This is a genomic window from bacterium, from assembly GCA_021372515.1.
GTDB lineage: Bacteria > Gemmatimonadota > Glassbacteria > GWA2-58-10 > GWA2-58-10 > JAJFUG01.
Map to the genome: position 1 here is coordinate 1 of JAJFUG010000107.1, position 14069 is coordinate 14069.

At 63.3% G+C, this 14069-nt stretch carries 10 protein-coding genes; 6 read left to right on the forward strand and 4 right to left on the reverse strand.

From position 1 onward, the window contains the following. Positions 1-110: 110 nt before the first annotated feature. Positions 111-1439 carry a glycine--tRNA ligase gene (locus tag LLH00_10535; GenBank protein MCE5271706.1) on the reverse strand — a complete coding sequence of 443 codons (1329 nt, stop codon included), beginning with the start codon at positions 1437-1439 and terminating at the stop codon, positions 111-113. A gap of 265 nt (positions 1440-1704) precedes the next feature. Between LLH00_10535 and LLH00_10540 the strand changes: the two genes are divergently transcribed. The 3 genes from LLH00_10540 to LLH00_10550 all read left to right on the forward strand — a co-directional run bounded on the left by LLH00_10540 (position 1705) and on the right by LLH00_10550 (position 7327). Beyond that, a complete protein-coding gene (locus tag LLH00_10540) occupies positions 1705-3954 on the forward strand; it encodes an MFS transporter (GenBank protein ID MCE5271707.1) in 2250 nt (749 codons plus the stop codon). A gap of 207 nt (positions 3955-4161) precedes the next feature. After that, positions 4162-5349 (forward strand): Fic family protein, encoded by a 1188-nt coding sequence (locus LLH00_10545; protein ID MCE5271708.1) that lies wholly within the window; start codon positions 4162-4164, stop codon positions 5347-5349. A gap of 187 nt (positions 5350-5536) precedes the next feature. Further along, positions 5537-7327, forward strand: coding sequence for a hypothetical protein (locus LLH00_10550; GenBank protein MCE5271709.1), 1791 nt, complete (start codon positions 5537-5539; stop codon positions 7325-7327). A gap of 92 nt (positions 7328-7419) precedes the next feature. Here LLH00_10550 and LLH00_10555 read toward each other — a convergent pair whose 3' ends face one another. Next, entirely contained in the window at positions 7420-8247 is an 828-nt protein-coding gene (locus LLH00_10555) for a sugar phosphate isomerase/epimerase (protein ID MCE5271710.1), read from the reverse strand. 168 nt (positions 8248-8415) lie between these two features. Beyond that, positions 8416-9081, reverse strand: coding sequence for a hypothetical protein (locus tag LLH00_10560; GenBank protein MCE5271711.1), 666 nt, complete (start codon positions 9079-9081; stop codon positions 8416-8418). A 142-nt stretch (positions 9082-9223) separates the two neighbouring features. On the opposite strand from LLH00_10560, the gene recG reads away from it, so the two are divergent. The 3 genes from recG (at position 9224) to LLH00_10575 (ending at position 13766) form a co-directional block, all read left to right on the forward strand. After that, complete coding sequence (recG, locus tag LLH00_10565) at positions 9224-11341, forward strand: ATP-dependent DNA helicase RecG (protein MCE5271712.1); 2118 nt, start codon at positions 9224-9226, stop codon at positions 11339-11341. 159 nt (positions 11342-11500) lie between these two features. Next, positions 11501-12688, forward strand: a complete 1188-nt coding sequence (locus LLH00_10570) for an MFS transporter (GenBank protein MCE5271713.1) — start codon at positions 11501-11503, stop codon at positions 12686-12688. A 46-nt stretch (positions 12689-12734) separates the two neighbouring features. Further along, entirely contained in the window at positions 12735-13766 is a 1032-nt protein-coding gene (locus LLH00_10575) for a DUF4434 domain-containing protein (GenBank protein MCE5271714.1), read from the forward strand. 76 nt (positions 13767-13842) lie between these two features. On the opposite strand, the gene LLH00_10580 is transcribed toward LLH00_10575, so the two are convergent. Then, a partial coding sequence (locus tag LLH00_10580) for a 6-carboxytetrahydropterin synthase (GenBank protein ID MCE5271715.1) occupies positions 13843-14069 on the reverse strand: 227 nt, incomplete at its 5' end.

A 14069-nucleotide genomic window follows, 5' to 3' on the forward strand; every position in this document is an offset into this window, starting at 1 on the left:
GGGCCGAGGTCCAGCAGTTGAAACGGCATGCAATCTCCTTTAGCGACAGGGGCGACCGGCCGGTCGCCCCTTCTCGATTAAAAGCCTCTGCGAATGTACGCGCCCGCCGCTCAGGCCGCCGGCGAGCCGTTCTCTATGAAACGCTCGACCCAGGCCACCACCTCGTCAATCTTTACCCGGTGCTGGGCCATGGAATCGCGCTCACGGATCGTCACGGTGTTGTCTTCCATAGTCTGGCCGTCCGCGGTGATCCCCAGCGGCGTGCCGGCCTCATCCATGCGGCGGTAGCGGCGGCCGATGGAGCCGGACAGGTCGTAGAAGACGCGGAATTTCTTGCGCAGACGGCTGTAGACGTCCTGGGCCGCCTCGACCATGCCCTCTTTCTTGACCAGCGGGAACACGCCGACCTTGATCGGGGCGATCCTGGGAGACAGGCGCAGCACTACGCGGTCCTCCTCCTCATCGTAGCCGCCGGCCAGGCAGGTGAGCAGCGTGCGGTCGCAGCCGGCCGAGGTCTCGATCACGTAGGGTACGAAGCGCTCGCTGGTGGTCTCGTCGAAATAGCTCAGCGTTTCCTTGCCGCTGTACTCGTTGTGGCGCTTGAGGTCGAAATCGGTGCGGTTGTGGATGCCCTCCAGCTCCTGCCAGCCGAACGGGAACTCGAACTCGATGTCCGCGGCGGACTTGGCGTAGTGGGCCAGCTCACCCGGGCCGTGCGGGTGGAAACGCAGCTTGGCCGGGTCGAGGCCCAGGGCCTTGTAGTACTCCATGCGGTCGGCTTTCCAGCTCTCGAACCACTCTTCCTCGGTGCCCGGCTTGACGAAGAACTGCATCTCCATCTGCTCGAACTCGCGGGTGCGGAAAATGAAGTTGCCGGGGGTGATCTCGTTGCGGAACGCCTTGCCGATCTGGGCGATACCGAACGGGACCTTGCGCCGCATGGCGGTCTGGACGTTCAGGAAATTGACATAGATGCCCTGGGCGGTCTCGGGACGCAGGTAGATCTGACTGGCCGCCTCCTCCACCGGGCCCATGAACGTCTTGAACATCAGGTTGAACTGGCGCGCCTCGGTCAGGGTCTCCTTGCCGCAGGCCGGGCAGACCTTGGTCCCGGCGGGCAGATGGTCGGCGCGGAAACGCTGCTTGCAGTTGCGGCAGTCGACCAGCGGGTCGGTGAACCCGCTCACATGTCCGCTGGCCTCCCAGACCCGCGGGCTCATCAGGATCGAAGCGTCCAGGCCCTCGATGTCCTCCCGGCGGCGGGTCATCCAGTCCCACCAGAAATCCTTGATGTTGCGCTTGAGCTCCACCCCCAGCGGGCCGTAGTCCCAGCAGGAATTGAGTCCGCCGTAGATTTCGCTGCTCTGGAAGATGAAGCCGCGCCGCTTGCACAAGCTCACCAGCTTGTCCATCACCGATTCGATCTGCTTGCCAGCCATTGCGTTTTGCTCCGGGTCGATTTTTATTGACAGTTTGGCATGCTTTCAGGACCAGATAATAAACGTTGAAATTTACACCGAAACCCGGCTTAAGTCAACCGCAGTAAACGCCTTGGGTTACAGAGCGGTGAGACACTTTCGGCGCGGCCATCCCAGCGCCGGAGAGCACAGAATTGAAAATCAGACGCAAATAGTGTATTTTATGTCTTGAATTTCTGTTCGTTCACGGGATTGGTAATTTTTTCAAGAAAGTGGAATTGCAAAAATGGCAAGAATCTTTCCGGAACGCCTCTCCAGGGTGCAGAAAGGCACGGCCCAGCGGCGCTTCCTGGCCTTTTCGACGATCAACGCCCTGTCCTACGCCCTGCTGGCCGAGAGCGTGCTGGTGCTGTTCGGCCTGAAGCTGGGGGCCAACGATTTCCAGATCGGCCTGCTGTCGAGCTATGTCTACCTTACAATGGGATTCATCCTGCTGGGCAAGGTGCTGGTGGGGCGCTGGGGCGCGGCCCGCACCTACAGCACCTGCTGGTCGGTCCGCAACCTGGTGGCGGCCACGTTCATGCTCGCCCCGGTGATCTGGACCCGCGTGTCGCCCAGCCTGGGCCTGACTTTCCTGCTGGCGGCGTCGTTTGTCTTTTTCGCTTTCAGGGCCATGGGCCTGGCGGCCGAGAATATCCTGATAAACGACATGACCGGCCCGGAGGACCGCGGACGGTTCATTGGCCAGTGGCAGTTCTCGTTCTACATCGGGATGCTGGCCATGCTGGTGGCGGTAAGTTTCTGGCTCGGGGCCAACCCCGGGTTCGGGCATTTCCAGGTTGTGATCGCCACCGGAGTCACCATGGGGATGATCTCCTCGGCGATCATGTGGAGCATCCCGGAGTCCAGCGGGCCGAAGAACTCCAGCCGCGTGCCGATGCTCAAGGCTTTCTCGCTTCTCTACGCCGACCGCCGCATGCTTAAGCTGATCCTGGCTTGGGCCGCGGTCTCCAGCGTGATCCAGTTAATTGTGCCGTTCCAGGTGCTCACGGTCAAGAACGGCTACAATGTCGCCGACCGCCTGGCCCTCATTTTCGTGGTCTTGCAGGTGCTGGGCATGGTGGCGGCGAGCTATATGAATTCGTTGCTCATCGACCGCTCGGGCCCCAGGCCGGTGATGATAATCAACCTGCTGGGTTTCGCCCTGGTGGCGCTGCTCTGGGCCGTCTCGCCGGCCCGGCTCAACTATGCCTACACCGGCACACTGTTCTTTTTCGCCGGTTTCTGCACGGTGAGCCTTCAGATCGCCCTGGCCCACTATTTCCTGAACACGGCCAGCCGTGAGAGTGTGCTCAATATCTCCGTGCTGATCCTGGTGCTGCAGGGGGCCGCGGCCGGGCTGGTGGGCACGTTCCTGGGCGGCGGCGTGCTGGAGACCCTGGACCGTCTGGGTCTGAGCGGGATGGAAATCTACCATACTTATTTCTGCCTGGTGATCGTGGCCGCCCTGGTGGGGCTGGGCATGGTGCTGCGCCTACGTCCCCTGGCCGAGCGCCGGGTGCGCGAGGTGCTGGGCATGATGTTCAGCGTGCGGGACTGGCGCGCCCTGATGAGCGTGCAGGAGCTGGCCGAGACCCCGCAGCTCGAGCGCGCCCACGAGCTGATCGACCGTCTGGCCGACCTGCGCAGCGAGGTGAGCGAGCGTACGCTGCTCGAATACCTGGACAGCCCGATTTTCACCCTGCGCACTGCGGCCCTGGAGGCCCTGGACCGGATCGAGTTCGGCCCGGAGGCCTCCTGGCGGCTGATCGAGGAGGTCAAGGACGGGGAGTTCTCGACCGCCTGGATGGCCGCCGAAATACTGGGCAAGCACCGGGTGAGCGAGGCGATCACCACACTGCGGGAAAGCCTGCACTCGAACGATTTCTTCCTCGAGGGCAAGGCCATGCAGGCCCTGGGCCAGATGCAGGACAGCCAGAGCTACCCGCGGATCAAGGAGATTTTCCGTCTGACCTACAACCCGCGGCTGACCATCCACGGCGCGCGGGCGATCTACGACATGGGCGAGCGTGAGAACGTGACCCTGCTGCTGGAGAAACTCAACCCGCTGATGCTCCCGGCCGAGCTGGATGAGATCATGCACGCGGTGTTCGCCCTGCTGGGCCGTCATGAGGAGCATTTCCGGCTTATGACCCTCTACAACCGCAGCGCCCAGCAGGGGCTGGATGTGCTGGCGCACGAGCTGGAAAAGGGCCTCGAGGGCCTGGGTGAAAAGGTGAGCGCCGGGGATGCGGCCCTGGTGCGCGCGGCCATGGCCGAGACCGCGGCCATGAACCGTCAGGCGCCGGAACAGCTCGTGCGCCTGCTGCAACGGGTGAATGTCCTGGGCGGGGACAAGGCCCGCTATATCGAGGTGCTGCTGCGCGACAGCGAGCGCCCGGTGCGCGAGGCCCCGCCGCGGCTGCGCTTCGGGTTCATGGGTCTGGCGGGTTACCTTCTGCTGGAGCGCACGGGGGAGACAGAGGCCGGACAATAGAGCGGTAGATAATCGAGTCCGGACAAAGAGGGGCGCGGGGGCGAAAAGCCTTCGCGCCTTTTCTGTTTTTAGGCAATCGATCAGACACTATCTGGAAATGAAATTGTATTGACTATGGACAAATAAAATGCAAGAAGTTATTTTTAAACAAATTATAATTTATCAATCCGAAAATGAAACCGCATTGAACTTGAATCGGGAGGTTCAATGATTCACTACCGCAAGCCTGACAACTGGATCAAGTACAACCTGGAGAAAATCCTGCCTCGACTGGTCGAAGCGCAGGCCGCAATTCTGGCTCTGCGATCCGTGCCGTACCAGAAATCCTGGGTGGACAGCCTGCAGAATATCGAGCTGAAAAGAGAAATCGCCGGGACCTCGCGGATCGAGGGGGCGGATTTTTCGGATAAAGAGCTGGACGAGGCCCTCGCCAGTGGCCCTGAAGAATTCATTACACGCTCGCAGCGCCAAGCTCGCGCCGCTGCAGTCACCTACCGCTGGATCGCCGCCATCCCAGCGGACCGACCGCTGGATGGAGATATCATAAAAGAGATTCACCATCACATCGTAACCGGAGCGGATGACGACCACTGCCGGCCGGGCATGCTGCGCGGCCCAGACGAGAATGTCAATTTCGGACAACCGCGTCATCGCGGGGTGAACGGCGGAGATGAGTGCACTCAGGCCTTCGCGGAATATGTCCGGGCCATTCAGACTGCCTACCGGGAGCACTCACCCATTATCCAGGCTTTTTCCGCGCACTACCATTTCGCCGCCATGCACCCGTTCCTTGACGGCAACGGCCGCACCGCGCGGGCGCTGGAAGCCCTGCTGCTGCAGCGGGCCGGGCTGCGGGATGCCTGTTTCATCTCAATGTCGAATTATTACTATGATGAAAAGATCAATTACCTCAAGACCCTGTCTGAATCTCACACCAACGGGCATGATATCACACCATTCTTGATCCTCGGACTGAATGGACTAACTATGCAAGTTGGCCGATTGATGCGCGAGATTAACCGCAATATCAGCAAAGCGATATTCCGCAACGTGATGTTCGACCTGTTCGGCAAGCTTGAATCTCCGCGCAAGCGGGTAATCGCCAAAAGACAGATCGAGATTCTGAAGGTGTTGCTTGATGAAGAATCAATGGAACTGTTTGCCTTGTTCGGAAAAATTGATTCCGAATATTCAAATCTGCAAAACGACACGAAAGCATTCGTTCGAGATCTATCTGGATTAAAATCGTTGGGAGCCATTGAGTTGGATTATCAAGGCGAGCATTTAGAAGCTACTGTCATGGTCAGGATCAATCTGGAATGGCCCCGCCAAATAACTAAGACCGATTTTCTCAGGAAAATGAAATCCCTGCCCCAGGTCAAAGGCCTGCCTTGAGCCTGGGGACAAATAGAACCCCTGCCAGATAGCACCTTACAGCATGACTTATCTCCATCATTACTTTTATCGTGCAAGAAATATTGCCTTGACTTTTTGGCCTTTTATCCCTTAATTCCTCGCATTAGCATCTAAAATACCTCTTATTATTCTTGCATCGTGCAATTATATCCAAAGGAGGCCACCCATGCGCTGCAACCGAGTTATCGTTCTCCTGGCAGCCGCGCTCGGCGTCATCGCCGCCCTGCCGCTGCCCGCCGCGCAGCAGGACGGCGAGCTCAAATCGTTCAGCCGCGAGATCACCGCCGGGCAGGATGAATACGTGATCGAAGTGGGCGGCACGCTCGATCCGCAAAATGTCGAGATAAAGATCGAGAACCTGGGCGACTCCGCCGTGGCCGACCCCTGGGTCACGGTCAACGGCAAGTTCGACTGGTTCGACATCCACAGCCTGGCCGCCGAGATCACCGCGGGCTGCAGCACGGATGAGGAAAAGGCCCTGGCGATCTGGGACTGGCTGGCCTGGCGGCGGTTCCAGCGCTCTCCGCACGATGACAGCGCGCTCCAGCCGGTGCGCGGGCTGAACGGCTACGGCTACGGCATCTGCGGCCACGCGGCGAGCTGGGTCGAGGCGCTCTGCCGCGAGGTGGGAGTGACCGCGCGGGTTTGGGAAATCGCCGGGCACACGGTGAACGAGGTGTTCTGGGACGGCCGCTGGCACATGCTGGACGCCAACGTCAAGGTGTTCTACCTGGGACGTGACAACCGCACTATCGCCAGCATGGCTGAGCTGGAGAAGGACAAGGGGCTCATCGAGCGCACGATCCACGTGCGCGACCCCTGGGTGAGGCAGGATGACCCGCCCGGGCGCAATATCCAGTTCGTGCGCTACCTGATCACCGAGAAGAACAACTGGATTTCGGACGGCTACCAGTACCAGAACAAGCTGGATTACAACATGGGCCTGAGCCTCAAGCCGGGCGAAACGCTCACCCGCTGGTGGGAGCCGCGCCTGGACGAGTTCGAATCTCCGGACGCCGACCCGCTGGCCCCGCAGGTCTATGCCAACGGCCGCCTGGAGTGGGAGCCGGACCTGGGCCGGATCGACCTGGCCCCCTACATCGAGGTGGGCGAGAACGCCGCCACGCGGGCGCAGGACGGCCTCAGCCCGGCGCTCCACCCGCTCTACCTCCAGGACCGCGTACTCTACAACCGTCCCTCCAGCGCCAGGCTGCACCTGGGCTGCCCCTGGCCCATCGTGGGCGGGCGCTTTTTCTGCCGTCTGGTCAAGGGCGGCGAGGACGGCGAAATGGCGGGGGTCAGTTTCGGCGGAGGCGAGGAGGGCACGCGCCTCTACAACTGGGAATGGGGCCACGGCACACAGGATATCGAGCTGGACCTGGACCCGTCGATCCTCAAGGCCGAGCCGCTCTACAACTACCAGATCGTGTTCAGCTTCAAGGGCCGCGCCGAGACCAAGAGCCAGTCGGGAGTGGATGGCTTGCGCGCGGTGACGGATTTCCAGGTCTCGCCGCACAGCCTTCCCGCGCTGAGCCTGGGGCGTAACGTGGTCCGCTACCGCGACAGCAGCCCGGGGCCGCACCGGGTGCGGATCACCCACACCTGGCGCGAAAAAAGCGGCAACCATCCGCCGCAGGCAGTCGAGACGGCACTGGTGACTGGCGAGCAGAAATCCCTGGCCCCCACCCTAAGCTGGAAAGCCGCAGCCGACCCGGACCCGGCTGACAGCACGGCCGATTATCAAGTGCTGGTGAGCCTGCGGCCCGACTGCCGCTGGCCGCTCTCGCCCAGCCTTTATCGCAGCCTGGGCGCGGCAGCCACCACCTGGAAAGTTCCGGCCGGTTTCCTCAACCCCGGCAGCACCTACTACTGGAAAGTCCGCGCCCGCGACAGCCACGGGGCGATCGGCCCCTGGAGCGAAGTGTTCAGTTTCCGCACCTCGGACAAGGCTAAATAAACCCGAGACGAACTGCAAACAGGAAAGGCCGGGGCGTCCACCCCGGCCTTTTTTCTTTCTGACTGCAACCTTGTTTCCATCCCGATTGCGTTTCAGGCCTGGGCCTTGATCTTGGCCGCGGCGGCCTTGATGTTGTCCAGGCACTGCAGCATGGCCGGCACTGGGTTGTCCGGATCGGACTCGTATTCGAGGGAGAGGTAACCCTTGAACCCGATCTCATCCAGCTTGTCGAGCAGGGCCACGAGGTTGATCTTACCCGTGCCCACGATCACGTCCTTCCACTTACCGTCGGCGTCCGGGACCAGGTCTTTCAGGTGGATGCCGTAGACCCGGTTCGAGAACTCGTCCAGCGCCAGCATCGGGTCGACCCCGGCGCGGTAGAAATGGCCGCAGTCCATGCAGAAACCGACCATGTTCGAGGTCTGGAGCATGGCGGTGCGCACCTGCTCGTAGGAGCCGAAAATCGGGTCCTCGGGCCCGTGGTTGTGGATCGCCACCGGCAGGCCGTACTCATTGGCCAGCTTGTCCACCAACTGGAGCGAGCCGGGCTGGGGCGAGCCGCTGATCGCCAGCACGCCCAGGGCCTTGCCGTACTCGAAGATCTGGCGCGCCTTGGCCTCGTTGGTGTCGAACCCGACCACGCCGCAGGCGTCGACGCTCATCCCGAGGGCCTTGATCTTCTCCGCGGCGGCCTTGACCTGGTCCAGCGGGGTGTCCACCGGCAGGTGGCCGTCCGGCCAGATTTCCACGTGCGCCAGGTTGAGCTCTTTCAGCTTGGCGGCCAGATCATCCAGGGTCTTGAAATTCCGGAAACAGTAGCTCTGCACACCCATGCGGAAACCCAGGTAGGCCTCATCCGCCGGGAACTGGGTGGCGGGCAGAGGCGGGTGCGCGGTCAGCGGGACTTCGGGTGCGGGCATGGCCGGGACCGCCGCCTCCTGGACCGGAGCTTTTTGCGCACAGGCGGACAACAGAGCCACAGAGCCGAGAACTGAACTGCCGAGGGTGAGGAAGGAACGACGGTTGACAATCTTTTCCTGCTCTGACATTGGAGCGCCTCCGCATTGATTTGACATTGCAGAAACTTATCAGGGATTGCCTGCTCCAGCTGCTTTAGCCGCCGTGGTCGTGTCAGGCGGCAGTATTGCATTGACCGTCATGTTGAAGAACCCGTCGGAATCCCGGCTAACCTGCCCCCGGACTCGCACCACCTTCCCCTGCTGACGAGTGAACAGCGTATCGTAGACCTCGTTGTGGGTCAGACTGTACTCGACCCCGTCACGCACATTCTTGAGTCCCACCTCGGTGACATTGGTATACTGGTCCCAATCCCAGGGGATCACGCGCGCGGTCAGGACATCGCGGCCCGGGCGCTCAACACGGCGCGCCTGGCGCAGGCTGTCGCGCGCGGCCCCGGGATGGCGCTCCTCGGCGGGGGCCGCTCCCTCGCCGCCCTCCAGGCTATCGGAAAGTTCCTCCAGCAAGCTGTCCTCGAACTGGACCAGTGTGCTGTCCACCGCCTGTTTCAGGCCGGCCCGCAGCGGCGCGCCCGCGGTGCTGTCGGCAACATTCCCGGCACTGTCCGCTTTCTGGGCCAGGCTGTCCGGTTTCGGGAGAAGGCTGTCGGCCGGGCGGGCCAGGCTGTCCGGAATGGTCTGGGCGGTGGAGGTGCTGTCCTGGGCCAGGCTGGCGACTGTGGCCAGGCCCAGGGCCAGAATCAGCCCCAGCCCGATTAGTACGGCTCTGATCTTCATTGTAAGGCCCCGGACAGGTTAGTCGACAATTGCAATAAAAATTAATTTACGCCCCACTCCGGCCCGGAACAAGGAAAATTGACTGCTCCGCATTTGCTGTTAACTTTGTTTCACGCGGTCAGACCAGCCAGGAGCGAGGACAATGCCGTTCGACAAACCCAAAATAGTGCGCCGGATCGACCCGGAGAGCGAAATCCAGTTCCTGCCGGGGGTGGGCCCCAAGCGGGCCGAACTGCTGGCGCGTCTGGGCGTGACACTGGTCAGGGACCTGCTCTACCTGTTCCCGCGCCGCTACCTCGACCTGAGCGCTGTGACCCGGATCGGCAGCCTGGGCGCGGCCGAAAGCGCCGAGGTGAGCCTGGCCGGCACGGTGCGCCTGGCCCGCCCGATGTACGCCCGCAAGCGCGAGATCGGGTTCGAGGCGGTGCTGGATGACGGGAGCGGCTGGATAGTCTGCCGCTGGTTCGGACGCACGTTCCTCAAGGACAAGATCGAGGACGGCCAGCGCTGGCTGGTCTACGGCAGCCTGCGGCTCTGGCGCGGCAAACCCTACCTCAGCCCGCAGGAGTATTTCCGCCTGGAGGACCCGGAGCCGGGCGCCCCCGACGAGGGCCGGGCCGGCCAGGTGACCCCGGTCTATCCGTTGACCGAGGGCCTGACCCAGTGGCAGATGCGGCGCCTGAGCCTGGCCGCCCTGCCCTCCGCGGACAGCCTTCCCGAGCACCTTCCCGACGCCCTTCGCCGCGAGCTGGGCCTGATGCCCCGCGCCGCCGCGGTGCGCAGCCTGCACCGCCCGTCCACCCTGGCCGAGGTGGCCCCGGCGAGGCGCAGCCTGGCGTTCGATGAGCTGTTCTACCTGGAGCTGATGCTCCTGGGACGCCGTATCCACCTGCAGGCCGAGAAGCGCAGCCGTATCTACGAACGCCGCAATCACTTAGTCCGCGAGCTGGGCAAAACACTGCCCTTCGAGCTGACCGAGGCCCAGAAACGAGTGCTGCGGGCCATCGACTCCGACCTGACCGGCGGCTCCCCGCTCAACCGCATGCTGCAAGGGGATGTCGGCTCGGGCAAGACCATCGTGGCGGTGTTCGCCGCCCTGCGGGCCGTGGAAAACGGTTACCAGGCGGCGTTTATGGCCCCCACCGAGGTGCTGGCCGAGCAGCATTTCCGTTCCCTCGGCCGCCTTCTCGCCCCGGTCGGGGTGGAGGTCGCCTGCCTGCTGGGCAAGATGAGCCAGGCCGAGCGCAGGCCCGTGCTGCAGAAGCTCAAGGACGGCGCCGCTCGGATCGCCGTGGGCACCCACGCCCTGATCCAGGAGGGGGTTGAGTTTGCCGATCTGGGGCTGGCCATCATCGACGAACAGCACCGCTTTGGGGTGAACCAGCGCCTTCTGCTCAAGCGCAAGGGGGTCCAGACCGACTGCCTGGTGATGACCGCCACCCCGATCCCGCGCAGCCTGGCCCTCACCCTCTACGGCGACCTGGATGTCTCGGTGATCGACGAGCTGCCGGCCGGGCGCAAGCCCATCGCCACCCATATCGTCCCGGAGCGCAAGCGTGCCGACATGCAGCGGTTCATGGCCGAGCGGGTGCAGGCGGGCGAGCGGGTCTACGTGGTCTGCCCGCGGATCGAGCAGGATGAGGAAAGCGAGCTGGCCGCGGCCGAACAGTGGTTCGCCCGCTACAAGGAAAAGATTTTCCCCGGCCTGTCCGTGGTGCTGGTGCACGGCAAGCTGCCCCCGGCGCAGAAAGAGACGGCTATGCGCGCTTTCGAGAGCGGCGCGGCCCAGGTGCTCGTCGGCACCACGGTGATCGAGGTGGGCATCGATGTGCCCGAGGCCACGGTAGTGGTGATCGAGGGCGCCGAGAGATTCGGCCTCAGCCAGTTGCACCAGTTGCGCGGGCGGGTCGGACGGAGCCACCGCCAGAGCTGGTGCTTCCTCATCCCCTCGCCCGGCGCGGGCGGCGACAGCCTGACGCGGCTGAAGATCCTGGAGTCCACCACGGACGGGTTCAAGATCAGCGAGGAGGACCTTCGCCTGCGCGGACCCGGCGATTTCTTCGGCGAACGCCAGAGCGGTCTGCCCGATCTGCGCCTGGCCGACCTGGTGGCCGATTACCCGGTGCTGGTCGAGGCGCGCCAGGCGGCCGAGCGTATCCTCAAGGCCGATCCCTGGCTCCAGGCCCCGGAGCACGACATTCTGCGCCACGAGCTGATCCTGCGCTACCGCAGCCGGACCGATTTCCTGCGCAGCGGCTGAGACAGTAAAACGCGCCGGTTGTCACCCCGCTGAGATTTGTTTATATTATTGAGGTATAAGGTCGTTTTCTGCCGGAGCGGCATATGGCGCTCCAGAGCATCGGCCGGGCCATGCCCGGCTTTTCACGTTTGGAGCCTGGAAAAACGGTAAGGAAAAGCGATGAAAGAGAAGGGGCCGGTCTACAGAGACAGCAACATGCAGATGATATTCATGATCACCATGGTGGCGATCATGGGAGTATCCAGCATCACCCCGGCCCTGCCGCTGGTGATGCGCCAGTTCGGGTTGACCGAGAGCCGGGTGGGGCTGCTGATAACCTGTTTCACCCTGCCGGGGGTGCTGTTCACCCCGATCCTCGGAGTCTGGGCCGACCGCTACGGACGCAAGACCGTGCTGGTGCCGGCGCTGCTCCTGTTCGGCCTGGCCGGCTCGGCCTGCGCCCTGGTGAACAACTTTCACCTCCTGCTGGCCCTGCGTTTCGTGCAGGGTCTGGGCGCGGCCTCGTTGGGCTCGCTCAACGTGACCCTGATCGGCGACCTGTTCAGCGGCGAGCGGCGCACGGCTGCGGTGGGATTGAACGCCGGGGTGCTGAGCGTGGGCGCGGCCAGTTATCCGGCCGTGGGCGGGCTGCTGGCCACTTTCGGCTGGCATTTCCCGTTCCTGCTGCCGCTGCTGGCCCTGCCCATCGGCCTGACCGTGCTGCTGCGGCTCGAGGCTCCGCATCCCGGGGCGGATGAGCACCTGTGGGGCTACCTGGCCGGCATATGGCGCAGCGTGATGAACCCCCAGGCCCTGGCGCTATTCGCCAGCAGTACGCTGACTTTCATCATGTTCTACGGGCCGTGCCTCACCTTTATGCCGCTGTTGCTCGATGCCTCGTTCGGGGCGCGCCCGGCGCTGATCGGGGCGATCATGTCCAGCATGAGCCTGACCAATGCGGCGGTGGCGGCCTCCATGCCGCGCCTTGTGCGGCATTTCAGCCGACGCAGCCTGATCGCCTCGGCCTACATTCTCTTTGCCGCCGCCATGCTGCTGGTGCGGTTCGCCCCGCATTCAGTCTGGTTCTTTTTCCTGCCCACCATGCTGCTCGGAGTGGGCATGGGACTGAACGGTCCGCAGATGGTGGAGCTGTTGACCGGGATCGCCCCGCTCAAGCATCGCGGCGGGTTCATGTCGATCAACGGGCTGGTGCTGCGCCTGGGCCAGACCCTGGGCCCGCTGCTGATGGGCGGGGTATACGCCCTCTGGGGCATGCACGCCGTGTTCTGGGCCGGGTCCCTAATCGCCGCGAGCATGCTGCTGCTGGTGGGGCCGATGACACGCAGCGGGGCGGCCGGGAAAGCCTGATATCGTCCTTGCGTCCATAAAAACCGGATTCGTAAGAGGTGCGAGCATGCAGAGAAGAGGTTTCATGAACCGTCTGGGGGCCTTCGCGGCCAGCGCCGCCCTGGTCGAGCAACTGCAAGGCGGCACCTCCGGCTGCGGGACAGCCAAGCCCATCGAAGGGTCCTGGTTTGAATTCCAGCACCACTCGGCAGCGGAGGGCGCACCCTGGAACCCGGCCCTGGCCGCGTTCAGCGCCGGGCAGTGGGCGGCCAAGGTGCAGGAGATTGCCGGGTTCGGCATCCGCGACTTGGTGCTGCTCGACACGGCTATCGACGGCCGCAGTTTCTATCCCTCGGGCCTGCTGCCGCGGCACGAGCTGGGCTGTGACGACCCACTGGAGGCGGTGCTGGCCGCGGCCGACCAGTGCGGGGTCCGCTTTTTCGTGAGCAACGGTTTCTACGGCGACTGGATGCAGGCCGAGCTTCTGATGCAGGACAAGGCCGTGCGCGGGCTGCGTTTCAAGGCCATGGCCGAAATCGCCGGCAAGTACGCCCACCACCCGAGCTTTTTCGGCTGGTACTACCCCAACGAGACCGGGATCGAGGGCCACTTCGCCGACATCTTCATCGACTATGTCAACTCCTCCACCGCCGAGGCGCACAGTCTGACCCCCCAGGCCAAGACCCTGATCGCCCCCTACGGCACCCGCCACGTGAGCGCGGATGACCTCTACGTGCGCCAGCTGGAGACTCTGGACGTGGACTATGTCGCCTACCAGGACGAGGTGGGGGTGGAGAAGACGAAAGTGGAGGAGAGCGCGGGCTTTTTCGAAAACCTCTACAAGGTGCACCACAAGGCCGGACGCGCTGCGCTCTGGGCGGATGTGGAGGTGTTCCGCTTCGAGGGCAAGGTCTACCACAGCGCACTCTTGCCCGCGCCGCCCGAGCGGGTCAAGGCCCAGCTCGAGGCCGTTTCCCCCTACGTGGAAAAGATACTCATCTACCAGTATCTCGGCCTGCTGAACCGTCCCGGCAGCGAGGTTTTCGCCGGGCCGCCGGAATCGGCCGCGCTCTACAGCGCGCTCAAGCCGGCAAAATGATCTCAAAATACTGTAGGGGAGGGTTTCAAACCCTCCCCTACATTTTCGGTTCCATCACACCATCTGCAGCAATGACTCACTCCTCCCGGTACTCCACCCGGTTGCGCTCACTCTCCCACAGTTCCACCCGGTCCGGTGCGACTCCCGCGGGCAGCTCGCCGGCGGACTGCTCGAAAATCGTGCGGGCCAGGTTCTCGGCCGTGGGGTTTATCCGGTCGAACGGCGGCACGCTGTTCAGGTCGACATGGTCGAACCGGGCCACCAGGGCGGCCAGGATACGCTTGAGGCTGCCGAAATCCAGGC

Coding starts and splice junctions, on each gene's coding strand:
- LLH00_10560 (MCE5271711.1), bottom strand. CDS start 9,081: ATGAAGATCAGAGCCGTACTAATCGGGCTGGGGCTGATTCTGGCCCTG.
- LLH00_10545 (MCE5271708.1), top strand. CDS start 4,162: ATGATTCACTACCGCAAGCCTGACAACTGGATCAAGTACAACCTGGAG.
- LLH00_10575 (MCE5271714.1), top strand. CDS start 12,735: ATGCAGAGAAGAGGTTTCATGAACCGTCTGGGGGCCTTCGCGGCCAGC.
- LLH00_10540 (MCE5271707.1), top strand. CDS start 1,705: ATGGCAAGAATCTTTCCGGAACGCCTCTCCAGGGTGCAGAAAGGCACG.
- LLH00_10535 (MCE5271706.1), bottom strand. CDS start 1,439: ATGGCTGGCAAGCAGATCGAATCGGTGATGGACAAGCTGGTGAGCTTG.
- LLH00_10555 (MCE5271710.1), bottom strand. CDS start 8,247: ATGCCCGCACCCGAAGTCCCGCTGACCGCGCACCCGCCTCTGCCCGCC.
- recG (MCE5271712.1), top strand. CDS start 9,224: ATGCCGTTCGACAAACCCAAAATAGTGCGCCGGATCGACCCGGAGAGC.
- LLH00_10550 (MCE5271709.1), top strand. CDS start 5,537: ATGCGCTGCAACCGAGTTATCGTTCTCCTGGCAGCCGCGCTCGGCGTC.
- LLH00_10570 (MCE5271713.1), top strand. CDS start 11,501: ATGAAAGAGAAGGGGCCGGTCTACAGAGACAGCAACATGCAGATGATA.